General features: G+C 36.5%; 36 protein-coding genes. 9 read left to right on the plus strand and 27 right to left on the minus strand.

What is annotated here, in order from left to right:
- Positions 1 to 121 precede the first annotated feature (121 nt).
- From ACSYSF_RS03885 to ACSYSF_RS03995, 23 genes are all read right to left on the minus strand, one after another.
- Positions 122 to 397 (minus strand): hypothetical protein, encoded by a 276-nt coding sequence (locus ACSYSF_RS03885; protein WP_489868571.1) that lies wholly within the window; start codon positions 395 to 397, stop codon positions 122 to 124.
- Entirely contained in the window at positions 398 to 631 is a 234-nt protein-coding gene (locus ACSYSF_RS03890) for a DUF3310 domain-containing protein (protein WP_489868572.1), read from the minus strand.
- Entirely contained in the window at positions 631 to 1326 is a 696-nt protein-coding gene (pnuC, locus tag ACSYSF_RS03895; protein WP_489868573.1) for a nicotinamide riboside transporter PnuC, read from the minus strand. The genes ACSYSF_RS03890 and pnuC overlap by 1 nt, the downstream gene beginning before the upstream one ends.
- Positions 1326 to 1493 carry a hypothetical protein gene (locus ACSYSF_RS03900; RefSeq protein ID WP_489868574.1) on the minus strand — a complete coding sequence of 56 codons (168 nt, stop codon included), beginning with the start codon at positions 1491 to 1493 and terminating at the stop codon, positions 1326 to 1328. The genes pnuC and ACSYSF_RS03900 overlap by 1 nt, the downstream gene beginning before the upstream one ends.
- Positions 1493 to 2152, minus strand: coding sequence for a hypothetical protein (locus ACSYSF_RS03905; RefSeq protein ID WP_489868575.1), 660 nt, complete (start codon positions 2150 to 2152; stop codon positions 1493 to 1495). The genes ACSYSF_RS03900 and ACSYSF_RS03905 overlap by 1 nt, the downstream gene beginning before the upstream one ends.
- Position 2153: 1 nt before the next feature.
- Entirely contained in the window at positions 2154 to 2297 is a 144-nt protein-coding gene (locus ACSYSF_RS03910; RefSeq protein WP_489868576.1) for a hypothetical protein, read from the minus strand.
- Positions 2294 to 2728, minus strand: a complete 435-nt coding sequence (locus ACSYSF_RS03915; protein ID WP_489868577.1) for a hypothetical protein — start codon at positions 2726 to 2728, stop codon at positions 2294 to 2296. The genes ACSYSF_RS03910 and ACSYSF_RS03915 overlap by 4 nt, the downstream gene beginning before the upstream one ends.
- A gap of 12 nt (positions 2729 to 2740) precedes the next feature.
- The gene (locus ACSYSF_RS03920; protein ID WP_489868578.1) at positions 2741 to 3091 is read right to left on the minus strand and encodes a hypothetical protein; all 351 of its coding nucleotides are present in this window, start codon (positions 3089 to 3091) and stop codon (positions 2741 to 2743) included.
- A 277-nt stretch (positions 3092 to 3368) separates the two neighbouring features.
- On the minus strand, positions 3369 to 4544 hold the full coding sequence (locus tag ACSYSF_RS03925; RefSeq protein WP_489868579.1) for a VapE domain-containing protein: 1176 nt from the start codon (positions 4542 to 4544) through the stop codon (positions 3369 to 3371).
- A complete protein-coding gene (locus tag ACSYSF_RS03930; RefSeq protein ID WP_489868580.1) occupies positions 4534 to 5268 on the minus strand; it encodes a bifunctional DNA primase/polymerase in 735 nt (244 codons plus the stop codon). Before ACSYSF_RS03930 ends, ACSYSF_RS03925 begins: the two co-directional genes overlap by 11 nt.
- 10 nt (positions 5269 to 5278) lie before the next feature.
- Complete coding sequence (locus ACSYSF_RS03935; protein WP_489868581.1) at positions 5279 to 5785, minus strand: hypothetical protein; 507 nt, start codon at positions 5783 to 5785, stop codon at positions 5279 to 5281.
- 18 nt (positions 5786 to 5803) lie between these two features.
- On the minus strand, positions 5804 to 6454 hold the full coding sequence (locus ACSYSF_RS03940) for an AAA family ATPase (protein WP_489868582.1): 651 nt from the start codon (positions 6452 to 6454) through the stop codon (positions 5804 to 5806).
- Positions 6429 to 7199 (minus strand): PD-(D/E)XK nuclease-like domain-containing protein, encoded by a 771-nt coding sequence (locus tag ACSYSF_RS03945; RefSeq protein WP_489868583.1) that lies wholly within the window; start codon positions 7197 to 7199, stop codon positions 6429 to 6431. The genes ACSYSF_RS03940 and ACSYSF_RS03945 overlap by 26 nt, the downstream gene beginning before the upstream one ends.
- Positions 7196 to 7441, minus strand: coding sequence for a hypothetical protein (locus ACSYSF_RS03950; RefSeq protein ID WP_489868584.1), 246 nt, complete (start codon positions 7439 to 7441; stop codon positions 7196 to 7198). Before ACSYSF_RS03950 ends, ACSYSF_RS03945 begins: the two co-directional genes overlap by 4 nt.
- Positions 7442 to 7445: 4 nt before the next feature.
- Complete coding sequence (locus tag ACSYSF_RS03955) at positions 7446 to 8597, minus strand: DEAD/DEAH box helicase (protein WP_489868585.1); 1152 nt, start codon at positions 8595 to 8597, stop codon at positions 7446 to 7448.
- A complete protein-coding gene (locus tag ACSYSF_RS03960; protein ID WP_489868586.1) occupies positions 8584 to 8877 on the minus strand; it encodes a VRR-NUC domain-containing protein in 294 nt (97 codons plus the stop codon). The genes ACSYSF_RS03955 and ACSYSF_RS03960 overlap by 14 nt, the downstream gene beginning before the upstream one ends.
- A 1-nt stretch (position 8878) precedes the next feature.
- Positions 8879 to 9085 (minus strand): hypothetical protein, encoded by a 207-nt coding sequence (locus tag ACSYSF_RS03965; protein ID WP_489868587.1) that lies wholly within the window; start codon positions 9083 to 9085, stop codon positions 8879 to 8881.
- Between the two features lie 13 nt (positions 9086 to 9098).
- Positions 9099 to 9308, minus strand: coding sequence for a hypothetical protein (locus ACSYSF_RS03970; protein ID WP_489868588.1), 210 nt, complete (start codon positions 9306 to 9308; stop codon positions 9099 to 9101).
- Between the two features lie 4 nt (positions 9309 to 9312).
- Positions 9313 to 9450, minus strand: coding sequence for a hypothetical protein (locus ACSYSF_RS03975; RefSeq protein WP_489868589.1), 138 nt, complete (start codon positions 9448 to 9450; stop codon positions 9313 to 9315).
- Positions 9451 to 9515: 65 nt separating this feature from the next.
- A complete protein-coding gene (locus ACSYSF_RS03980; protein ID WP_489868590.1) occupies positions 9516 to 9746 on the minus strand; it encodes a hypothetical protein in 231 nt (76 codons plus the stop codon).
- Positions 9743 to 9985: a hypothetical protein gene (locus tag ACSYSF_RS03985; protein ID WP_489868591.1), complete on the minus strand. Its 243-nt coding sequence runs from the start codon at positions 9983 to 9985 to the stop codon at positions 9743 to 9745. Before ACSYSF_RS03985 ends, ACSYSF_RS03980 begins: the two co-directional genes overlap by 4 nt.
- A gap of 15 nt (positions 9986 to 10000) precedes the next feature.
- Positions 10001 to 10219, minus strand: a complete 219-nt coding sequence (locus ACSYSF_RS03990; RefSeq protein ID WP_489868592.1) for a hypothetical protein — start codon at positions 10217 to 10219, stop codon at positions 10001 to 10003.
- Between the two features lie 14 nt (positions 10220 to 10233).
- Positions 10234 to 10446 (minus strand): hypothetical protein, encoded by a 213-nt coding sequence (locus ACSYSF_RS03995; protein ID WP_489868593.1) that lies wholly within the window; start codon positions 10444 to 10446, stop codon positions 10234 to 10236.
- Positions 10447 to 10701: 255 nt separating this feature from the next.
- On the opposite strand from ACSYSF_RS03995, the gene ACSYSF_RS04000 reads away from it, so the two are divergent.
- From ACSYSF_RS04000 to ACSYSF_RS04015, 4 genes are all read left to right on the plus strand, one after another.
- Positions 10702 to 11064, plus strand: a complete 363-nt coding sequence (locus tag ACSYSF_RS04000) for a helix-turn-helix domain-containing protein (RefSeq protein ID WP_489868594.1) — start codon at positions 10702 to 10704, stop codon at positions 11062 to 11064.
- Between the two features lie 3 nt (positions 11065 to 11067).
- Positions 11068 to 11466: a hypothetical protein gene (locus tag ACSYSF_RS04005; protein ID WP_489868595.1), complete on the plus strand. Its 399-nt coding sequence runs from the start codon at positions 11068 to 11070 to the stop codon at positions 11464 to 11466.
- 52 nt (positions 11467 to 11518) lie between these two features.
- On the plus strand, positions 11519 to 12154 hold the full coding sequence (locus tag ACSYSF_RS04010) for a hypothetical protein (protein ID WP_489868596.1): 636 nt from the start codon (positions 11519 to 11521) through the stop codon (positions 12152 to 12154).
- A gap of 136 nt (positions 12155 to 12290) precedes the next feature.
- Positions 12291 to 13391 (plus strand): site-specific integrase, encoded by a 1101-nt coding sequence (locus ACSYSF_RS04015; protein WP_489868597.1) that lies wholly within the window; start codon positions 12291 to 12293, stop codon positions 13389 to 13391.
- Between the two features lie 177 nt (positions 13392 to 13568).
- Here the strand turns inward: ACSYSF_RS04015 and asnS are convergent, their stop codons facing one another.
- The 3 genes from asnS to ACSYSF_RS04030 all read right to left on the minus strand — a co-directional run bounded on the left by asnS (position 13569) and on the right by ACSYSF_RS04030 (position 18328).
- Complete coding sequence (asnS, locus tag ACSYSF_RS04020) at positions 13569 to 14864, minus strand: asparagine--tRNA ligase (RefSeq protein WP_489868598.1); 1296 nt, start codon at positions 14862 to 14864, stop codon at positions 13569 to 13571.
- A gap of 30 nt (positions 14865 to 14894) precedes the next feature.
- Positions 14895 to 15413, minus strand: coding sequence for a cell wall elongation regulator TseB-like domain-containing protein (locus tag ACSYSF_RS04025; RefSeq protein WP_489868599.1), 519 nt, complete (start codon positions 15411 to 15413; stop codon positions 14895 to 14897).
- An 83-nt stretch (positions 15414 to 15496) separates the two neighbouring features.
- On the minus strand, positions 15497 to 18328 hold the full coding sequence (locus tag ACSYSF_RS04030; RefSeq protein ID WP_489868600.1) for a helicase C-terminal domain-containing protein: 2832 nt from the start codon (positions 18326 to 18328) through the stop codon (positions 15497 to 15499).
- A 212-nt stretch (positions 18329 to 18540) separates the two neighbouring features.
- Here ACSYSF_RS04030 and mvk point away from each other — a divergent pair, with 212 nt between their 5' ends.
- The 5 genes from mvk (at position 18541) to ACSYSF_RS04055 (ending at position 23303) form a co-directional block, all read left to right on the plus strand.
- A complete protein-coding gene (mvk, locus tag ACSYSF_RS04035; protein WP_489868601.1) occupies positions 18541 to 19527 on the plus strand; it encodes a mevalonate kinase in 987 nt (328 codons plus the stop codon).
- Between the two features lie 17 nt (positions 19528 to 19544).
- The gene (gene mvaD / locus ACSYSF_RS04040) at positions 19545 to 20531 is read left to right on the plus strand and encodes a diphosphomevalonate decarboxylase (protein ID WP_489868602.1); all 987 of its coding nucleotides are present in this window, start codon (positions 19545 to 19547) and stop codon (positions 20529 to 20531) included.
- Positions 20522 to 21595 carry a phosphomevalonate kinase gene (locus tag ACSYSF_RS04045; RefSeq protein WP_489868603.1) on the plus strand — a complete coding sequence of 358 codons (1074 nt, stop codon included), beginning with the start codon at positions 20522 to 20524 and terminating at the stop codon, positions 21593 to 21595. Before mvaD ends, ACSYSF_RS04045 begins: the two co-directional genes overlap by 10 nt.
- Position 21596: 1 nt before the next feature.
- Positions 21597 to 22640, plus strand: a complete 1044-nt coding sequence (gene fni, locus ACSYSF_RS04050) for a type 2 isopentenyl-diphosphate Delta-isomerase (RefSeq protein ID WP_489868604.1) — start codon at positions 21597 to 21599, stop codon at positions 22638 to 22640.
- A gap of 117 nt (positions 22641 to 22757) precedes the next feature.
- Positions 22758 to 23303, plus strand: coding sequence for a TetR/AcrR family transcriptional regulator (locus tag ACSYSF_RS04055; RefSeq protein ID WP_491737257.1), 546 nt, complete (start codon positions 22758 to 22760; stop codon positions 23301 to 23303).
- Positions 23304 to 23396: 93 nt separating this feature from the next.
- Here ACSYSF_RS04055 and yidC read toward each other — a convergent pair whose 3' ends face one another.
- Positions 23397 to 24341 (minus strand): membrane protein insertase YidC, encoded by a 945-nt coding sequence (gene yidC / locus ACSYSF_RS04060; protein ID WP_489868606.1) that lies wholly within the window; start codon positions 24339 to 24341, stop codon positions 23397 to 23399.
- Positions 24342 to 24343: the final 2 nt, after the last annotated feature.

Consider the following 24343-nt stretch of genomic DNA (forward strand, 5'->3'; position numbering starts at 1 on the left):
GCTATTTCCTCCTTCCTTAACTCAATATATTAAGTATACTATATATAGTATCTATTGTCAACACTTACAGCTAATAAAAACCGCTATATATCAACATTTATTGATGTATAACGGTTATTTTTTATATCAAATTTTGATAGTGATCGCGTTCTTCAACTCGATAATCATATCCTGCTAATTCTTTGCTAACTAAATGCTTAATTAACCATTTACTGTGTGTGCGATACGCCTCTTTGAGATTATTGGTACGTGTCCAAATTAAGTTACCTTGTAAGTCGTAATTCTCTTTGAACCATAACTTGTTCTTTACATCTACAAAATAATAGTAAGTCATATCAACAAGTACCCCGCTAAAACCAGCGCCATGAGCATTAAGAACCCAACCACGATTACCCAATCACTCATGTTGCTCCCTTTCTAGTAATTCAATCGCATGCTTTAAATACCATTGTGCTTTCTTTAAATCTTCAACTTGCTTGCCTTTAAACGGTGCTCGTGTCATGTACTTGATTGAATTACCTATTGAGAAACCGACATCAGATTGATAAGCGCTAGCGACTTCATCTATTAAGTCAATCACCTCAAATGAGAACGAATTATAGTGATTTGGATGATTTACCATTTCTGTCATTACTTATTACCTCGCCAGATACTCCAGAAACGCCCATATACAGCCGTGGCTAAATAGAAAGCCATGGTTAGTAACATTGGTAGGGAACTAGCAGAATAGCCTGTAACGAGCGCTGAGAGCCATAGAGCGATATTCACGAAATCAGATAGCAACCATAGCGTATAACTGTCGCCATATCCCTTGAACACATATAGGCTTGCTGTTGCCCCAATAATCAATACAATGCTGTCCCATAAGGGGTTGCTGTCACCTAATGCTTGATATGCCAACATCATTGGATACCAAGCAATCAATATGAATGCAATTGTTAGTAGCCAACCTGTTTTGTTTAGGAATTTCACACCGTTCTCAACCTTGTGTCCCCACGTCTTCCAAGTGAAGATAAGCGGCAAGTCAATCAACGCAACGAATACTAATTGATCTAACACGCTTGCGTAATGTCCTGCCGTCCAGTTGATATAGATGAACCCAATTGCACTAATCAGTCCTAACAAACCGTTTATTGGCTTTCCTATCATCATGTAAACTGTACATGCTGAACCTACCAACGTTGCTACCAAAGTTATTGTTGATAGTCCTGTAATAGGTGCTGACAAGTAAAACGCCAATTGCACACCCACTATGAACGCCAACATCACTCCACCAGCAGTATTAATGCTTTTTAATTCTTGCCCTAGCCATTTTAAATAACTCATCACCATTCCTCACGATCAGTTAAAGTTCTCACTTGCATCACTTGATAATTCTTACCGTGATAAATGCTAAGTAATTTGTCTAAGTCATCACCCCAGCAAACAGGGTCTGCAACATTATTTCCACGGCTAGCGCTGCCGATGTTAAACACTACATATTTTGGTATCATTACTCGTCCTCCATTTGAATAACTTCCTGATGAGAATTTGCCCAACTTTCGGCTTCTTCTTTGGTGTCAAATTTAGTTGCATTGTTTATTTTAAGTTCAAAGTTGGTTAGTTTATTGTCAAATAGGTGAACATAATAATAGAGTCCACTTACCACATCTTTACTTCTAACAACCCACTTCTTTGGCTTCTCAACTTCAAACACATCTTCGCCGTTCACCCACCGGATAATTGCGATTAGGCGGTTGTTACTCTCTTTATCAGGTACGTCATCTCCCCACCATGCTTGAATTAAAATTGGCAAAGAAAAAACATCTTCATCACCAACAAAGCAATCTTCATTCATTCGTAATTGTTTCCAATATTCTAGCCTGTCCATAAACTCCTGTGACACAACATATTTATCACTCATCTTCTCTTCCTTTCGTCCGTCAAAGGCGATTTCGTAATCATCTTCTAATTCGCTCATGTAAACCCAACTGATATCGCGTTCATAAGGGTGCTCTACTAAGGCATAGGGAAATTTAATATCAATATCTTGACTGGGTAACCATGTTGTTGGCCTACCTTTAACCGTCCATGTATGTTCCTTTTGCTCAAGTTGTCTTAACACTGCCATCTCTTGTTGCTCATTGGCAACGATATATGCTTTATCTGTCATCTTAAATTCCCCATTTATCTACGAAATCTTCTAATTCGTCCGTATCTATATATCCGTCTTGATTTTCGTCTATTAATTTAAGAACTTTATTTCTCAACAGAATCAGCTTTTCAGGATAAGAATATTCATCTACCGTTTTTGTCATTTGACCGTCTCCACATTTTCCTTGTAAATATGCATCAATTGATCTGCCAAATATTTCGCTCCCTCATCTGCTTCCAATTCATTTGGCTCAATGTGAGCATTATCAAATCCTATTACACGAACAGCCCTATCTTTAAGTTGTTCGATTTGATGTAATTCTTCAGCCGTATGCTGTTCGTCATGAAAGTAAGCTCGTTCATCTAATTGCACTATTCCAAATTCACTATCAACTAACGTAAAATATCCACCAAAAGTAAGACCGCCAACAGGACCGCTATCAATTTGTTCATAAAAATCATCATAATAATCAACTGGAAAGTTATCAGGAATAACCACATAACCATTTAATGAAAATGGACCTTGATGTGTAAATGTATCAAACGGCTGTAAATCTGGTTTTGTTGCAACTTTTAATATTTCTTCATAAGTCATTAGTAACCTCTTTCAATCATCTTTTTTATTTTTAATTTCCGTTAATATTGCAACGACGTCTTCGACTTTGTCAGTAGTATATACAGAAGGTCCGTCGGTAAAAATATTTTGATCTCCAATCCATTTGATGGTATCTACATCATAGGTATTGGTTTTGCGATAATAAGTAACCAATGCGCCATAATCGTTTTCAAATCGATATTCCTGTTGCTCAATATCTTCAAGCACTAAATATTTATCAAATTCACTATATTCATCTGCACTAGTTTGCCCTGGCTTAGGAGCATCATTAGTTGTTTGTCTACCTGGTGCTTTAGTAGGATGAAATCCTGGTGCTGCTCTACGACTTCCAAACATTTTCATACGGGCTCGCAGTCTTTTCACCCTCGGCTGTTTGTGTTTGCTTACTTTTAATTAGCTAGTTACAAAAAAGTTTCAAAAGCTACGTTTTCCTATATATAATAATAAATATATATTTAGTAGTATTAATGTAACTTGTAACCAAATGTATCTCAGACCAGTAACCCCAATGGTTTAAGGTGGTTACATTTTTGGTTACAAAATTGAAAAGTTACAAAATTATTTTTTGCTTTTTCATCGGTTACATAAAAAATATGTAACTTTTAAAAAATGTAACCCACTATTTTACGTAAGCTCTTATCGATTTACTGTTAATTTTGACAACATGTTTTAAATATCCTTCACGTGTCATAACGTCATTGATCATCTTCTTAATTTTTCGTGAATCATAATCAATCATGTTGTTGTACAAATACTGTTCAACTTCTTTTTGAAAACCTGTTACCGGGATGCGTTTTGTATCGCTATAAACTGTATTCACTACATCAAGAATTGCATCGTCAATTTCTGCATAAATATTTAAATTGCTGTTCATTGATTCAAAATTTAATGTGCGCATGAGCTGATTAACCGTTTCAATATCAGCTGATTGTTGAATATAATGTTCTTTGGCCTCACCTAGTACATTCTCAAACCAACTATCAGGTAGTGAGAATGCGGGTGTTTTAATCTGTTGCTTATTCACAATTAAGGGAATAATACGACGATTACCGCCTACATCTGTCAAATACTCATAATCATTTGTTGTTCGTGCAATCACGAAATGACGTGATTTAACTAATGGATTACGACCATACGCTGGTCGATAAGTGAACTCACTGGTTGAAACGAATTTCTTAAACGCTTTTTCTCGACTAATTTCAGTTACTTGCATTTCATCATCATTGATCACTAAGTTTTTTAACATGATTTCAAAGCTATCTTTGTTTGTGAAATTCATGAATTGGTCCGTATAATATTGACCACCTAGGCGTTTTAGAAATGTCGTTTTACCAGTTCCTTGCTGACCGATAATATCCAATGAATATTGAAATTTTCCCGTGTCGCCACCGTACGCACCATTCACTAAATTCACAATCCAAACGCCCAACGCCTGATTTAATTCAGGACTTGTATTGCCAAACACGTCTGTTGCAATACTCCATAAACGTGGCATACCGTCCCATTCTTTTGACTCAATCCAGTTATAGGCGGATGAATAAACGTTTTGACTAGCTGCCATCATGATGGCCTCATTCGTTTTATTGCTTGTAAGTGGAAAGTCATATTTACGTTCCAACATGGTCTGCAACAAAATCGCTTTGTTATCAGTCATGCGACCGGCTTCAATCGTTACTTGTTGGTCAATAAACGTTTGGTCTTTCATGATGTTAATCTCGTTGGAAAATTCATCATAACGAATATCTAAATTGTCATTAATCAGTTCAGCAATGACTGATGTTTTTTTAGCTGCCATTCGTCCATTTCCTCCAAGCTGTCGAAATTGTTTTATCTATTTCATCATCATCAAGCCCACTCTTTTTATTGGCCAAATTGACAATGGCGGTTAGTTGCATTTTGTTAAACCCTAATGTGATTAACGTCCAGACTAACAAGCTCATGTTGTGATTGCGTGTACCTTCTGCACCAAAACCATTAATGATCATATCCAACTCAGGGATGTTATCATCTGATGTTTCAACCGTGAAAGATTTACGTGCATTACCTTTATTTGTTTCGTAAAACGCCCACAAATCATCCGGTAACTCATCTACATCTTCTAAATCTGTATCAGGATTAACCACCACGAAATTATTCTTACTAGCCTTAATGTCTAGTCCGTCAATAATGCTAATGGCTTGAATAACTGATTCAGTATTTTGAAAATAAACATGTAAACCACGCCCTGATACTGAATGCTCCAATATGCCATGTTTAATTGCTGGATGAGTTATTTCAAACCGCTCATAAACGTGCATGTTATCGAAATCGAAGACAACAAAATCTTCACCGTTAAGTACTAAGCCAATCTCATATGTGCGTTTCCAATTTGATAAAACCCAAAGCTTATCTATTTTGTCCGTTGCATATGATAAAAAGGGATTTTTCGAAGCGTGCCCCGATTGGTCGTAACTAATTCGAATTGGCGTGATGTCATACCCAGCTTTTAGCCACTGTAATGCTTCTACTTTTGTTGCCATAAGCTAATCCTTAGTAGGGTAAATCATCATCAGTGATGTTGATTTCATCAGTTGGCTTTTCCACCTTTAAGAACTTATATTCAGCGAATGAACCTTCTTTTTCAGGTGTTGTTTTATCAATACGAACAATTAATTTATCTACTAAAATTTGTAGCCTTTCAACAACTGCTGCATTACCATGATTAATCGTGTCTAAGTCCAAAACTGCCTTATAATTTTGATCGGATAAGATTAATGGTTGCATTAATTGGAACACATTACGTTGCCACATCTTTGTTGGAATCTTGCTACCATCTGTTTTTTTCTTTGAAACTGATACACGATAATTGTTATCAGTTGCGCCATCGTTATCAGTGAACTCGAATTGTATTGCGCTCCATGATGAATTTTTGCTTTCAAACAATGAAACATCTGTTAAAACAGCATCTGTAATACCATCATCAAAGCCAAAAGCTTGTGGCTCTTTACTATCTTCATCAAGCCCATTAAACCAATCTTCTAAATTTACGTTTGTCATTTTTATGATCTCCTAATCTTATAATCCTAATTTTTTAAGTTCTTCTTGTTTAGCCTTGTTCACATCAATCACGTCATTAAGTGGTGTGGGTAATTGGGCTTCATCCCAGTCATAACGCTTCTTTTTCCAACGTGCCTCATGCTTGTTGTTAATCTCAATTAGTGCATCAGAATAACCACCGATGATATTAAATAACTTTGGTTTTAACACGATAACTAATCCTTCTTCATCATCTTCATTAGCTCTCAACAAGTAATAAACAGTAAGAGGTGATTTCGTTAAAGCATTGATCACGTTAGAAAACATCTTATTAAATTCGCCAAAGCCTGCGCCGTAATCACCTGCTTCTTTCAAACTTGAAGCATTGTGTCTTTCTAACACTTCTAGCTCAAACAAGTTAGCCATATCCTCCGCTGTATCAATGACCAAAGTGGCATAACCGGCATCAGGTGCTTGTTCAATGATGTCTAAGACATCTTGGTGTGTTTCAGGAATGATGGCGTTATACCCTGCGTTCTTTGCGTTCTTGTCAAATGACAAGAACAATGGTTTATCAGCCTTACCGGCAAAAGTTGTTTTACCGGCCATTGGTTCGCCATAAATAGCGATGCTCTTAGGTTCTGGCGTTTTTAAATGCACCTCTTTAAAATGTGATAGTTTGATTGTCATTGATAATCCCTCCAAAATGTTTATAAGCCCATTGACTACCATCATTTACTGCCTTAGCTGGTTTCTCACCGGCAACAATTTCAACTGCTTCACTAATCAAATCATTTATACCTTGCAGTGCATTAGCTGTATCAGTTCGTGATAATTTGTAGTCATAAATGAATGGGTATTCTTTATCTTTTTTAATATATAGGATGTGTGTTTCTTCTTTATCAAAAATGGCTTGGTACAGTGTGACTTGCATCATATAGTTTTTTTCTCGGTGGTCACGAAACGAACCATACTTGATAAATCCATCAAAATCAGTTGCACCAACAGTTTTAAAGTCATAGATGGCGTTATTAGTCACCATGTCAGCACGGCCAGTCAGGTCATAACTGATTGAGTATTCACTTTTCCCAATTTCATCAGGTTCTTTAAATGAAACCTCGAACTTAGCTTGACCACCATTTGAAACATTAAGCACATAACTTCTTAGCCGTTCACCAACTAAAATAGCTTCTTTAAAATTGGCTTTTAGCTGTCCTTTGGTTTTACCAGTTGATGCAATCAATTGTTTTTTTTCATCTTTTGAAAAGCCTTGCATTGGATAACGACCCTCGGCTAGGTTGTGAACGATATTGCCATATAGCAAAGGCGTGTTATCACCTTCCCACCATTGTGTTTTGCCTTGGTAATCTTCCAAGGCACGCAAGGGGTTTTTATCAAAATTGAATGCCCTAGTTGGGCTCATATGAATTGTCATGGTATCATTCCTTTCTTTGGCTCGTGACCAAATAATTTGTACTGCACGCGATCAATTGTTTTATCATCCATTAAACAAAAATTATTGTCTTTAAGGTTAAACACTTCGTTAATCTTGAATCCCATTAATTCGGTATAATCTGTAGCTTCCTGCTTAGCAGAAAACCAAAACATTTTAATCTCGATATCAGCTACTGAACGATATGCTCGAATAATTTTCATTTCATTCTCTGTTAGTTCCATGGTTTTAATCCTCAAATAATTCTGCATTGAAGTTAATTTTTTCGGTTAATGACATCTGAATAGCATCATCAATTGTAGCGTGAACAATTAGATAATCTCGTGTGACCTTTTGTTTCTGGCCAATGCGATAATTACGATATTTTGATTGGTCAAAATCAATAAAACTATCAGGTAGCGACCACCAAATGGCATGTTTGTAGTCGTTTAGGGTTAGTCCCGAACCACTTGCCAATTGAATAAGAATAAAATCACCTTTTGGTGTAAATTCATCTCCATTAACATGGCCAACTTTAAAACCATTTAATGCTTGATCTAGCAAGTCGCGTTCATCATTGTAGGTGTAAAAAATGATGGCTTTATCTTGGCCATATTCTTCTTTGATGTTATCCAACCACTCCAATTTAGCTTTGTTATTTTGGTTTTTACGTTGCCAAATTCTGCGTTGTGTTGGATTATCAAAGATAATTTTGTCGTCCTTGCGGTATGACATGCGTGACTTTTTATATTCCCTATCTGGTTCCAAATGAATCGCATTTTCAGTCACATCAGGTAATTCAGTAATGTCATCTAGTGTCACCACATCACTTGTAATTGATTGAAACCAATTTGTTAATTGCTCAGTGTTTTTACCAACTTTCCAAATTGGGTATTTACTCCAATAAGGTGTTTCGGCAATTTTAAACAAATCTTTGAATTCGCCAAACGTACGGGTGTATCTAAAATACATGGCGTACATTTCTAAATCATCTAGCTTACCGTTGGTTGGCGTTCCTGATAAGAAAACATACCCAATAGCAACTTTGGTTAGTTGGTTCAATTTTTTAGAGCGTGCCGACTTATTTTTGAACTTGTGGGCTTCATCAACGATTAACACTTTGTTCATCACATCATCAGTATTTAATTTTTTAACACCGTCTGTTGTGATAACTTGCAACCTGTTTTTAAAGCCAACTAGTTCAGCATCTTGTTCCCAACTTTTCGCCTTAACGACTTGTCGTGGTGCAATGACAATCACATCATTATTAGGAAACCACTTCATCACGTGGCTTAAACCAACCACGGTCTTACCTGTTCCCATTTTCATGATGTAATAGTAATTTGGTTGCGACTTATCTAATTGTGCTTGTTGGGCTTGATATAACTTAAACTCGGCCATACCACACCTCTTTAAATTCTTGCCAATTATTAATCACGTACCAGCGACCATTATTATCAATAATCTTTTTGCCGTTGTATTTCTGTTCCGGACTGACTCGACCCAGACCATCAGGTCGTTTAATTTCTAAACCTAAGAAATTGCCTTGTTGATCAATGGTAATAACATCAGGTGTACCGATTGGTGTTCCCATAGCGCCACCTTGCGTTTTAATGACGAATCGACCTTGTTCTCTTAGAAACAACAAAATTTTTGTTTGTAACTTAGCTTCTGATTTCAATTTACAAAACCACCTTTTTCCATTGTTCTGCTATAGCCATATCTTTTTGACCCTTCGTCAATTTATCAATAAGGAAATATCCTTTTTCGGATTGATAAACAACATCACCTTCAACTAAATCGTTATTAAGCAAATCACGACCCATTGGTACAGGTTCATCTAATGGATTGAAAAAGTGATTGTGCATATATTGTTGGTGTGCATCCATTTCTACACCCCCTTTATTTTGGAAGTTTGCCATCTTTTGATGGTTGAACTTCAAGATTTTCAATAGCAAAATCAATCATAGTTTCGGTTAATTTACGCATTGAAATACCGGTTGATTCTGATATCTCTTTGATTTTCCCGTGATATTCACTACTTAGAAATACTGGGCAGTAACCCGTATTTTTATTTTGGCTTTCTGCTTTAATAATTAATTTTTCAGTCATTGTTTTATACCTCTATTTGTTCTTGAAATTTAAAATAAATTGTATTGGGGGCTTTGTACCACTCGGGATGATATTCATCATCCAGATAACGAACTTCTTTACCAGTATCAAGCAGTGCCCAAGTTTCATATTTCTTTGTCATTTATTACTCTCCGTGTTACTCTTAAAGAGTAATTTTGATTGATAAGTCAATTACCCGACGTCTGATCAGTGCGAATGGTTAGGCGCTTTTTGTTTACCCTTGCGTTCATCTTGCCAACGTCCCTCATACTGTTGTGAGTACATGTGGTCATGTGATAAGTGCAACTTATTCGCAATCACTTTCAAATAGTGCCTGCGATTGCTGTTCTTGATGTACGGGTACTTATCACGCATTTTGGCGAACTTCTGATAATCTTCTTCATACTTATCAGTTAAATCTTGACGTTTATTTATCATTTTTCACCCGTGATTTTCTCATCAGCCATTTCCTTGCCATCAATCATGCGAATGATTAGCCAAGCAAGCTTTAGGAACACCCAGCTAACCGTACGACTTGCAACACGCAACATGAACTTTGTTTCGTCCCAGAAGGCAAACATGCCAATGACCAAACAAACTGCCACTACTGGCAACACGAAGTTTTTAATTATCAGCCACTCGACTTGAAAGCCTATGCTAACTAAATCCCAATTCATTTAGATCACTCCTTTCTAACACCAATTATTGAGCTTCTTATATCGTTCAATATCATGTCTTAAATACGTTGGCCGATAATCGTTAGGCGTTTTATTGGGTACGTTGCGCACAAATTTTTCACAATACTGAATGTGATTATGAAAATAGTCATACGACTTACCCAATAAATGCGCTGCTAACATTGCACCAACAGCTGAACTAGACGGGTCAGAATCTATTATTTTTCTAGCCATCTGATTAACCTCTCTTATTTTGTATACCGTTTCGATATTTCAACTGCTAAATAACCTTGAATTTTATCAAGATTCTTTTGCACAGCTTTTCCAGACTGACGATTGCCAAACAATTGGTAGACATAGTTTTGAGTCCATCCAAAGTGGTGTGCAATCTCTTTTTTTGTTTTGTGAGCCTTCACACGCATTGATTCAATCTCATCAACTTTTAAATCGAATTCAGACATTTTTGCACCTCCTTTAAATTATTTAGTGTAGAAATGTTGACTATTACTATATTTAGTAATATTATAATAAGCAAATAGAGCACACTTAATAAGCCAATACAAACCACTGTTTTGACGGACTGGATTTGTAAAGGGTGTTTTTAGTGACGTTTTGTTTATCAACCTTTCAACACTGATAACTATATTACTAAATATAGTAATAGTCAACCACAAAATACTAAATTTAGTAAAAGTTATCTAAAATGGAGTTTATCTATGTTATTTGAACGAATTAAGAAACAAGCTGACAGTAAGGGGTTATCTCTTACTGAATTAGCTACTAAAGCCAGCATTGGGAAAAATGCAATTTATACTTGGAAGCCTTCCAAGCGTTATCCTAATGGCGTGAAGCCTCGTACTGAAGCATTGCAAAAAGTTGCAGATGTTCTTGGCGTATCAGTAGATTATCTATTGGGCAACACAGATAATGCACACGAAGATTTAACTAAACCGACTGATGATGATTTAGAAAACATGCTAGATGGCGCAGTGGCTTATGGTGGTAAACCAATGTCAGACAATGACCGCACAATATTAAAAGGTATGCTAAGAGCTTATTTCGATAATAAAGAGGATTAATATATGTCGGAAACAAGTGAATTGTTAAAAAAATATGAGATTACAATGCTAATTGCCCCTACTACCTTAGATACAAAAGCGTGGTATGTTCCAGAAGCAAAAGTTATTTTTGTCAAAGGTGGCTTAAATGATGTTGAAAGACGTGATGCCATCATTCATGAAGTTAATGGCCATGTTGGTAACGAACACAAAATTAGCTCACTTGAAGCCCCTACTGCTCGCATTCATAAAGAAGGCGAAGCCGATAGAACAATGATTCGTATTCTAGTTGACGATTACATTAAAAGCTTTATCACTGTCCCTTCCTTTATAGATGTGAATAATTTTTTGAAAGCTAATCATTTACGAAGTGATTTATATGATTTAGCATGGGCAGAATTTAATAGTGTATTGCAAAAATAAATAAACGTGCAATGGCTGATTCACGTTAAAAGCTGTTTAAGGAGTATGGGTAATGAAGTATGGGAAATATTATGCAACTGGGCTAGTTGTGTTATTACTAGCAGGTGGTGGCACTGGTGTAGCAATTAATCATAATAACAATACAAAAGAAACTGAAACACATAAGAGTGTAAAGTCATCAAGTTCTAGTTCACATAAAGCTAAAAAACATAGCGCTAAAAAATCTAGTTCGAAATCTTCAAGTAGCAAATCATCATCAGAACAGCAAGTAAGCTCATCAGTGGTAACTGACGATACAACTGATTCTGGCTTTGTTGATGGTCAACCAACTTCAAATACAACATTAACGGCTTTCTTAAATAAATACGGCGTCAGCCCTGCGCAATGGTTGGTACAAAATAAGGGGATGTCATTTGAAGATGCATTATATGCCACGCCTGATGAGCAAGAAACATCTGGTGAATTGCAAAGCGAATGGGCCTATCAACAAGGCACAAACGATCAGATGACAACTGACGATAATAGCGAGCAAGAAGATGATGGTTATTGGTCAAGCATAGCCAGAGAAGATAATGCTGATTTTTATGGTGAAGACGGTGCTCATTACCATAATGACGACCAAGGTCACACATACAGTGATGATGGTACAGTAATTGGAAAAGGTAGCGACACCGTTGGCATGGATTAAAGTTAAGACAATAAAAAAACACATATCCCCTTCCATCGCCAAACAGACAGGACATGTGTATCTCATATTAACAAGCGTTTTAGTGCGCTTTTACCTATCCAGTATAACATACTGGATTATTTGAAAGGATATTTCTATGAGTGTTTTTAAAACAAAAACAGGATGGCGTGCTGATGTTACAGTTTCTGTTAAAGATAAAAATGGTCGATACAAAAGAAAAACCAAAAGTGGATTTAAAACTAAAAAACAAGCTGAAACATGGGCAGCTTCTGTTACCATCGATAATGGTAAACCCACTTTACAAAAAGGAACTATCACACCATTTAAAAAATATTTTAATGAATATAGAGAATTACATTTTGCTAGTCGTGATTTAAAAGAATCAACCTATGTAGCTTGGGATGCAGCAGAAAAATATATTGTTGATGTTTATTTTGCTGATGTTATGCTAAGCGATATTACACGCCAGTCTTATCAGAGTTATTTAAATGATTACGCTAAAGGTAAGAAACGTAATTCTGTTGTCAAAAGAAATCAAATTATTAAACAAGTTCTAACACAAGCATTTCATGATGGCTTAATCGAATCTGACCCTACTTTTGGAACGGTTATTCCTGGTGAAAAATCTAAGCCAGATGAAGATAAATTTATTCAAGTAGATGAATTTAATTGGCTCATTGAATTTATAGAATCAGATGAAAAACTGATAACATGGCGGACGTCGTTTATGATTTATTTAATTGCATTGTCCGGCGTACGAGCCGGTGAAGCATTAGCATTAACAAAAAATGATGTTAATTTAATAGATCATACAATTACAATAAACAAAACGAAACAACGTGTTTCGGGCAAAAGTACAGTACCAAAAACTGAATCATCAATTAGGACGATTGCTATGCCTAATCGGTTCTTTGTCAATTATCAGAAATTCATTGATGCAAAAGAATCCTGGAATGATAAAGAAGAATTATTTGATGGTCGTCGCTATGCTACCATTTGTAATAATTGGTTTGAAAGAATCGAACGTGAATATAATTTTAGTAACATTGTCTCCGTGCATGGATTGCGACATTCACATGTATCATATCTTTTAGATAAGGGCGTTGATATAGCATATGCTTCTAAGAGATTAGGGCATCGAAATATTTTAGTTACACAGCAAATTTATGCTCATTTGTTAATGGAGAAACAAACAAATGAAGAAGAAAAGACAATTAAATTTTTAGATGAAATCTAGCATTTTTTGCTAGATTTTTTTGTGGGAATTTTGTGGGAATGTTTTTAAAATTGTGGGAAATTGTGGGAATTTTAGCGAATACTATAGAACACTAGCGTACATTAACGAACCAATAAAAACCGCTATAATCATTGCCTTAACAACGATTGTAGCGGTTTAATCATATTATTTATTTGTTTATGGCCACAGACGACTCATAGTACGTGGGAAAGGAATTGCCTCACGAATGTGCTCCTCACCAGTAATCCAAGTTACGGCACGCTCTAATCCAAGACCAAATCCTGAGTGCGGTACAGAACCGTACTTACGCAAATCTAGATACCATGAATATTCATTAACATCAAGGCCTTGTTCCTTGATACGCTTTTCAAGATAGTCATAATCTGTATCACGTTCAGAACCACCGATAATTTCACCATAACCTTCAGGTGCCAATAAATCAGCAGAAATAACGACATCATCACGATCGGGATGGCGCTTCATGTAAAAGGCTTTGATTTCCTTAGGGAAGTTCGTAATAAATACAGGCTTTGCATAGTGGTTTGCTAGGAATGTTTCCTCAGGTGAACCAAAATCAACACCCCATTGTACGTCAAAGTCATTTTCTTGAAGTAACTTAATTGCATCATCGTATGATACACGTGGGTATGGCAATTGGGTATATGACTTCAACAAGTCCTTGTCACGACCCAATAAACCAAGTTCGTAATCGTTACGATCCAAAACAGCTTGAATTAAGTATGCAATGTAACGTTCTTGAACTTTCAAAGAATCTTCTTGTGTCATCCAAGCCATTTCAGGCTCAATCATCCAGAATTCAGTTAGATGACGACGTGTTTTAGATTTTTCAGCACGGAATGTTGGCCCGAATGTAAAGACACGTCCAAACGCCATTGCACCAGCTTCAGCATATAATTGACCAGTTTGTGAAAGATATGCATCGTCATCAAAATATTCAGTATGGAATAATTCTGTTGTTCCTTCTGGCGCAGAACCTGTCAAAAGTGGTGAATCCAATTTAATAAATCCTTCTTTATTGAAGAATTCATATGTTGCAGCAATCAAGGTATTACGAATACGTAAAACAGCAAATGGCTGAATGTGGCGTAGATAAAGATGACGATGATCCATTAAGAAATCAGTTCCATGTTCTTTAGGTGTAATTGGGTAACCTTCTGAGTCTCCAACTACAGTCAAATCTTTAACTTGCATTTCATAACCGAATGGTGAACGCTCATCTGCAACAATTGTACCGATTAAGTACATACTTGTTTCTTGTGAAAGTCCCTTTGCTTTAGCAAAGATTTCATCACCTACTGATGCCTTTACGACAACTCCTTGAAAGAAAGCTGTTCCATCACGTAATTGCAAGAATTGCATCTTACCTGAACCACGCTTATTTCTTAGCCATGCACCGATTCGGACCTCTTGGCCAACATAATTCTTCGCGTCTTCAATGCGAATTGTCTCCATTACTTTGACTCCTTTATGGTTAATTATATTTTATAAATGACGAATGGTCTGTACTTGTTTACCATTTGAAAATTGGTAAGTGATAAAGTTTAAATTATCGTCTTTATCAAGAAAAGTAACTTGCCAAACAGGTACTTTTTCGTAAATAGCTAAGCCAATACTAGTAATCTTTTTAGGATTAAATTGGTTGTTTACCGATTTGCGAATGTCTTTTTCTGACATACCATCGTTCATTTTAACGGTTGTTAGTTTATTTGACTTACCACGGACGATTACACCAACTTTTTGATGCTTTTTATTTTCACCAACAGCACTATAATATGTATGTTGACGTGAAATACGATAAAATTTTGATACAGAGGACAACTTATTAGATTGCTTAGCAATTTTTGTTACACGCTCTTTAGCATTATCAACCGGAGCTTGCGCGTTCCCGATAATTGATACACCAATCAAAATAATAATTAAAAATATTAAAACACCAAGCAACCAATGTCGAAGCCGCTTACCGCGGTATCCATGAATTGTCGAACGCATACGCATCTCCATGTTACTAAGCTCCTTTTTAATAAATAGTCTTTCTCCACTGTAAAAATAAACCACTTATTACTTTACCAGACTTTTGTTTCTTATTAAAGCGGTTTGTTGTGTTCTTCGAAAAAATCAGTTAGTTCAGCAACAACTTGATGGTCGTCTAGTTCTTTTTGTGGTAAATCATTTGGTAGCATCTTACGTAATGTTTTCCCATAAGATTTTGTGATAATACGCGCATCATAAATAACAACAGCACCAAAATCATCAGGTGTTCGAATTAGTCGCCCAATTCCCTGGCGAAGTCGCAACACTGCTTTTGGTAATGTGCTTTGGTAGAACGGCTGCTTACCTTGTGCCGTTAATACAGCTTCTTCTGCTTTTTGTAAGACTGTATCTGGGCGATCGAACGGTAACCTAGCAATAATTAATAGCCGCAATTGATCATCAGGTAAATCAATACCCTCCCAAAAGCTGGCGGCACCTAAAACAACAATGTTTTTTTCAGATTGCATACGCTTACGAATTTTGCCACGAGTACCGTTAATCCCTTGTGCTAGGACGGTAACCTTGCTTTGTTGTAATTTAAGATTACCCTGCATATGGTTGTAAACTTGTTGAATCATGTCTAAAGAATTAAATAAGATCAACGTGTTTTTATTAACAGTAGTTGTAATGTCCACTAATTGACTTGCCAAATAAGATGGGAAGCCTCTATCGCTTGGTAAAGGTGCATTTTTAACCATAACTAGATCAGCTTGCTTTTTAAAATCAAAAATATCAGGATAGTGACGTACCGTGGCCGTCTCTTTGTCGATATTTAAACGATCATATAGATAACCTGATTTAGTTGATGTAAAGAGCGTTGCCCCAATAATTGTTGGTGGCATAAAATGCGGATAAACTTTATCTTCAAAGTAATTGAGTGTATGTAAAAGCCCACCACTTAATTTTAAATTACTACTATCATGATTTTGTGAGTCTGTTAGCCAAAAAATACTTGCTTTAGGAAAATCAACTAAATCTTGTTGGAAAATGGTTAGCTGTTTTTCAGAATGGCTAATGCTATCTAAAAGACGCCTAAAATCAGCTAATTGTTGTCGTTCGCCTAAAGAAAAAACGGTTTTAGCATCGCTAAACTGGGTTAACAAAATCTGTAATGCGTCTTCTAAATTAATGACTTCTTCATGAATGCGCTTAACATGATTGGCTTGGTCCACCCAAAATTGAGCAAAATCATTATTTGCTAAAGCAATTTCATATCTACCTTGTGTGGCAGGCATCTTTTTATTTAATAGAAAACGTCGATACAACGCTACTTGTAATTGTGGAATTTCACTAGAAATAGTTTCCAACGAACGTAATAATCGGTCCTTTAAATTTTCACCACCAATAATGTGACGTAAAATATCACCAATTGCTGGTTGACCATCCTGTAAAATTAAGTTAATAGCTGTTTGCACATGGGCAATCCAACTTTGGATAGAAAGTTGGTGACGACTTTGATTGAGGACTGCAGAAGGTAGATTTTGAGCTTCATCGATGACTAGATAAGGTTTGTTATCTTGGTCACCCAGTTCACTTGCATATTCAGCCAAATAATTATGATTAACAATTAAAAATTGGGCCTGTTTTGCTAAAACATGTTGGCGGTCAAAGAATTCGTAACCATAGAATGGTGATCCTGTTGGATTATTAGCATTTTGCGACAACTTTGCAATAAATTTCTGTTGAGCATTCATTAAATGCAATTCATCAAAATCACCACGAACTGTTTCAGTTAGCCACACTAAAATCTGTGCCTTAATAAATTGTAATGACGTTGTCCCTTCATCAATTTGTAATGATCGTTTGAAACTTTGTAAATTCAAGTATTGGCGACGTCCCTTTAAGCTGACGGCACGCACTTCGAACGGTAAAATATCATGTAAAGTTGTGTTGACGGTTTCCGTCACTTGTGATTGTAGCGTAATAGTTGGTTCTGTTACGATAACCTGTTTTTTATTATCATTAGCTAAGTATGCGTATGGTAACAAGAAGCCAAGTGTCTTTCCCATACCAGTTGGCGCTTCAGCAACAAATGCTGATTCACCTGGTACAGTTGACAAATCATCAGTTGAATAATGCTTTTTAATAGCATTGCTCAATTTAGCTTGTTGTTCACGATATGATAGAACATTACCATATAACTGTTGTTTAGCTGCGCGCTTAGTAGGATAAGCGATACCTGCTTTATTATTTAATGGTTCTGGATCACTAAACCGTCGTATCGCTAACCCGTCAATTATTTGTAAATGCTTTGGCAATGGATTACGTAATTCTTTTGCTTTTTGTAATACTTTTTCAAATAACGATTTAGACTCTCTTGGCAATACTAGTGGTAAATCGACCAATGCTTGTAACGTCACAATTGGCAATTTTTCTAGTCGCGATATAATTTCAATTAAAAGTGCCCCTGTTGCTAAAGCGTCACTATCAGCTTGATGAGGATGTCCGTGAGTTAAAGACAAATAAGACGTTAAATCTACTAAACGAAATCCTGGTGCTGTTGGCCAAACAATTTGGCTCAATGTAACCGTATCAATGGCGATTAAATCTAATGGTGCCATACCAATACGTTTAAATTCGGCATTTAAAAAAGGTAAATCAAAATTAACATTGTGGGCAACGAAAATAGTACCTGACAACATTGTATGAATTGATTCAGCAATATCTTCAAACGAGGGTGCCCCTTTCACCATGTCTTGGGTGATACCTGTTAATTGCACAATATTTTTCGGAATAGTTTCGTGTGGATTAACTAAAGTTGAAAATTGATTAATGATTTTTTTATTTTGTACGAACGCAATCGCAATTTGAATAATGCGACCTGATTCGCTCGTTGTACGAGTTGTTTCTAAATCAACAACTGCATAGATGTCTTTATTTAGCATCGAAACGCACCACGACTTTCTCTTTATAATCTTAGGTAAATTATAGCATAATTAACCACTGATATTTATATTGCTTAATATTCATGTGTGACGCTTTTATATGAAAGTTAAGTTAATAGACATTATTTAAAATGTGTTAAATTTTCAAAATATAATCACATTTAAGTTTAAAATAGTACTATATATGGGTGTAATTAGTCAGTTTATTTGATATGATTAAAAAAGCTACAATAAAAATAGAATGGATTGGTAATTTCAAAGTGAAAAAACCAGGAATTGGCGTAAGCCATGCCAAAGTTATTTTACTTGGCGAACATGCGGTCGTTTATGGCCAACCAGCTATTGCACTTCCTCTACCGGACTTAGCAATGACTGTTAGAATTGAACCACGTGAAGCAGGACAAGTGATTTTGTCACAAGCCTATCGAGGCTCAATGCAAGCAATGGCAGAAGTTTATGAGGGAATTCGACAATTAATCAATCGATTATTACAACATTTCGATTCTGAAGACATGCCGTTTACAATGACTATCACATCTAATATTCCACAAGAACGTGGAATGGGATCATCCGCTGCAACCGCCATTGCGATTGTTCGAGGATTTTTTAATTATTTCGATAAGTCATTATCAAAAAAAGAGTTACAACGTTGGGCAAGTATTGAAGAATCAATTACCCACGGTTCACCATCAGGATTGGATACAGCTACAGTTGCTGATGATCAAGCTGTTTGGTTTGTTAAGGGTTCTCAACCAGAAAAGATAGATATGGCTTTAGATGCAACGCTTGTAATTGCTGATACTGGTATTAAAGGACAAACTGGTCTTGCCGTTGCTGTTGTACGTGAGCACTTATTTAATGAGCCTAAGACAACCCAACATCATATTGATAAAATTGGTGACATTGTTAAGAATACACGTACTGCAATATCTGAAAATAATGTATCTAAATTGGGTAATCTAATGAATAAAGCGCAAAAGCATTTAGCTGCATTAGGTATTTCACATCCTAAATTAGATGAATTAATAGCTGCAGCGCGCAATGCAGGTGCCCTTGGTGCTAAACTAACAGGTGGTGGCGTTGGTGGTACAATGATTGCCCTAACTCAAGGTGCTGAACAAACCAAAGAAGTTCTAAAAGCTTTAGAAAATGCCGGCGCACATGAAGTTTGGACACAAACATACAGTTTTAATAATTAGCATTAGGAGTCTTAAAAATGCATTTTACAGCACGTGCGCATACAAATATCGCGTTACTAAAGTATTGGGGAAAAGAAAATACAGAAATTATCACACCTACAACAACTTCAGTATCCCTCACATTAGATGAGTTTTATACTGATACGACTGTTTGGTTTGATGAAAAATTAAATGCAGACCGTTTCGTTTTGGATAATGAAGTTGTAACAGGTCATCCCATGCAGAAAGTTACAAATTTTTTAGACATTGTTCGTCGACAAGCAGGCATTGATACATATGCTTCTGTTATTTCGGTTAACCATGTCCCCACTGCAGCTGGGTTGGCTTCATCAGCTTCAGCTTTCGCGGCCTTAGCAGGTGCTGCTAGTAAAGCTGCCGGACTTAATTTAACAAAAACAGAATTATCACGTTTAGCGCGTCATGGTTCTGGCTCAGCAACGCGTTCAATTTTTGGTGGTTTTGCAAAATGGGTTCCCGGTGATAACGAAACTTCTGTAGGTTCAACATTAATGGAACATGTCGACTGGCCCATTCAATTAATGACCGTCGTTGTGAATGATCAACCTAAAAAAATTGGTTCACGTTCAGGTATGCAACATGCTAGAGCAACTTCTCCTTTTTATGACTTATGGGTTAAAACCGCTAATATCCAAGTAAATCAATTAATTGAAGCCATTAATAATCATGATTTGGCGACAATTGGTCAAATTTCTGAAGCAAATGCTTTGCAAATGCATGCAACAAATACGACCTCAGTCCCTGCCTTTAATTACTTAACTGATAAAAGTTGGGATGTTATCGGTGTAGCACAAGATTTACGTCAACAAGGTGTTCCCGTTTATGCAACTATGGATGCAGGACCAAATGTAAAACTCATTTCGAGTCCTAATGATACTGAGGTTATCAAAGAAGCATTGTTGCGTATTGTTTCTGATAAGCAAATTATCACAGCACATCCAGGACCAGGCATTAAAATTAACGCAGGAGATTCAATATGTCAGTAACTGCTCAAGCGCCTGGTAAATTATTTTTAATTGGTGAGTACGCAATTACCCTTCCCTATCAAAGTGCGATTGCTTTTGCCGTAGATAAATTTGTTACTGTAACTGCAGAAAAAATCAATCCATCAGAAATTCAAATTCACAGTAATCAGCTTGGAAAGCAAATTGTCACGTTTGAGGATTTACAACAAGTGATTACTGCAGATAATTGGCAATTGGTCAAAAAGGCTATTCAGACTTTTTATCGATACCATTTTGAAAATTCTGATCAATACCAAGGTATTAAAATTACCATTTCAAGTAATTTAACAGCTTCTAATGGTAATAAATTAGGCTTGGGATCATCAGCAGCCGTTGTAATGGCAATAATCAAAGCATTAAATAAGCTATTTAATTTGCGAATGGCAAAATTAAAACAATTTAAATTAGGCGCAATTACGATGTTGTCACTACCAACTTTTGCTAAGGGATCAATGGCCGATCTTGCTGTGGCAACATATGGTGGTATGATTTTTTATCGTAAATTCGATGAAAGTATCATTAGAGATGAACTAGCTAATGAAGTTAGCTATAACGACATCTTGCAAAAAGATTGGCCAGGATTAGAAATTGGCCAATTAAATTGGCCAATTGATTGGCATATTGCAATTGGATGGACTGGTGAACCTGCTGATACACAAAAAATATTAGGTCAAGTTAAAACAACTGCTGAAATAGCTGCCTTGAAGCAGCAACTTGCACTTGCCACACAACCCCTAATCAAATCTTTTGTTTTGGGCGTTGCACAACAAGACTATAATTTAGTTAAAAAAAGTATTTTGGATAATGCAACTTATTTATCAAAATACACAGATCAAGTTGGCATAAACTATTTAACAAGTCGTTTACGTACTGCGATTACTATTGCAGATACTTTAAATATTCCTGCAAAAGCATCCGGTGCTGGTGCAGGTGATAACGTTGTGGCGGTGACAACCAATGTTGATGATGAGACAGCGTTACAACAAGCTTGGCAAGCAGCAGGCATTATCCCACTACTCTTTCATATTGCAATTTTAGGAGAATAAAATGATGGAATCAGCACACGCACATCGAAAAGATGAACATCTTGCTTTAGCCGAAGCTGAATATCGTAAAAATAAGCCAGTATCATCTTTAAAACAAATTCGGCTTATTCATAATAGTATACCTGAATTAAATATTGCTGATATCTCACTTGCAATTAAGGATCCAAATTTTAATTTAACGACCCCTTTTTACATTGAAGCGATGACGGGTGGTAGTAAACGAACTGGTAATATTAATCAACAGTTGGCTGAAGCTGCTCGCGAAACCGGTCTTGCAATGGCTGTCGGTTCGCAAAGCATTGCCTTAAAGGATGCAAGTGCCATTAAAAGCTTTTCGGTCGTTCGCGATGTTAATCCTGATGGCTTTATCATGGCTAACATTGGTGCTGGCCATGGTGCTAAGGCGGCGCAGCAAGTTGTTGATATGATTGGTGCTAATGCACTTGAAGTACATGTCAATGTTCCACAAGAAATTGTCATGCCTGAAGGTGATACAGAATTTATGTGGCTTGATAACCTGGCTAGTATTATCCAAACTAGTCAAGTGCCCGTCATCATCAAAGAAGTTGGTTTTGGTATGAGTAGACAAACTATTCAACAACTTCAAAAAATTGGTGCGCAATATATTAATCTTGGTGGTCGTTCAGGTACGAATTTTGCGGTTATTGAGGATCGTCGTAATCGTGAGCAACATCAAAGCTTTGAGTTTTTATATGACTGGGGGCAAACAACAGCCGAAAGTTTGTTAGAAGCAAGATCTCTAACTGATGCACCAAACATCTTTGCAACCGGTGGTATTCAGAATCCACTAGATGTTTTAAAAGCCCAGATTATGGGCGCCCAAGCAGTTGGCGTAGCTGGTCATTTCCTACATACTACCCTGCAAGGTGGTACTGAAGGATTGATTGACGAAATTTTAAATTGGCAACAACAACTAAAAAAGTTATATGCTCTGGTTGGTGCTAAGTCAATTGATGATTTGGCAAAGGTACCTTATATTTTGTCGCCAGAACTACAAAATTATAAACAACAACGTGGTTTGTAAAGGTAACGTTTTAGTATTGTTTACAAAGTTTTTCTAAAGCAAGTAAAGTGAGTCTTCATTTTGCTTGCTTTTTTACTTACATTCTCTAGAATGTCGTAAAATAAAAGTATGAAGAACATGTTAACAGAGACGATTCGTCAGCAAACTGATGATCAGATTATAGATGCAACGCTGACTTTATTACAAAGCCAGTCCTATGACCAACTTGCGGTTACAGAAATTGCTCGCAAGGCAGGCGTGTCACGGATGGCTTTTTATCGCCATTTTGGTACTAAGGAGGCAGTAATTCAAGCTATTGTTGAACAATTAACACATGATTTCGAAAAAGAGGCAGATGATCTATCTTTAGATTCTGAATCTATTTCACGAGCCTTTTTTGGTTTTGTTAGAGCAAATGGTATTGCTATCGCTGTACTACTTAATGCGGGTTTGCGTGAACAATTCTACCCACCCCTACGTGATATCTTGCATAGTTTATACGCTAAAAGGTTGCAAAATACAGCTGTTGTTAGTCGGTCAATTGACTACGTATCTGATTTTACTGCCTCGGGCATGTTGGCCTTAGCAATCAGGTGGATTGCTACCGGTGCTCATGAATCAATTGATGAAATGGTACAAATTGCGACTGATATGACAGTTGCACAACAAACAAATCTTTCTTAATGAAAAATAGGTATTGATAGCCCGTATAAGGTTATCAATACCTATTTTTGTTAAAACAAAAACCGCTCTATTGAGTGGTCTTATAAATTATATTTACTTACGGTGTTGTTTTCCAGCGTTACGACCACCTTTGGAACTATTATTTTGTCCAGATTTAGTAACGTCTTTTCGAGCGGCATTTTGTTGTTGCTGTTGTTGTTCTTGAGCAGCTTGCATAGCTTCAGCAAAACGACCTGATGGCTTTGACTTGATCTTACCAGCTAAAGCGTCATCAACAACATCCTTCACCTCAAAGGTTTCGTGAACCTGAGCTTTCAAACGTGGACGCCATACAATGATAATCAACGTTTGCAAAATCATAACTAAGGCACCAGCGAAGAAGTACAAAGCGATACCAGCATTGGTTACCCACGTCATGAACAACATCATAACAGGCATAACATACATCATCATTTGCATTTGTTTCTTTTGCTCTGCTGGAATACCAATTAATGATAAATATGCTTGAATACCATAAGCCACCGCAGTTGCAATTGCTAAAATTGGCGCGTGTGATGACAAATTAATACCAAAGAATGTTGCATGGGCGATTTCGTTAGAATTTCTAATAGCGGCATACAATCCCATAAACACAGGCCATTGAATAATCAATGTTGCAAAGTTCATACCACCAAGTAATGAAACATTATTTTCACGGTAAATGGTCATCATTGCTTGTGAAGCTAACATTTGTTCTTCTTGCGTTTGGGCATTCTTTTGAGCATCTTGCACTTTTTGCAATTGAGGTTGTAATAAGCGCATCTTTTCTTGTTGAATTGTACCATTACGTTGTTGGTGAATCATCATTGGTAACAAAATCAAACGGACAACTAAGGTCAAAATAATAATTGACCAGCCTACAGCATTGGTACCACCGATTGTTGCTTCGGACCAATGCATAAAGTCAGTTAGTGGACCCTTTAAAAAATCAGCGTGCCCAGTCACAAACAGAACGATTAGTACGATTAATAATATCGGGGTTAAACCTTTAATTTTCATGG

Source organism: Weissella sp. ESL1139, from assembly GCF_058506735.1.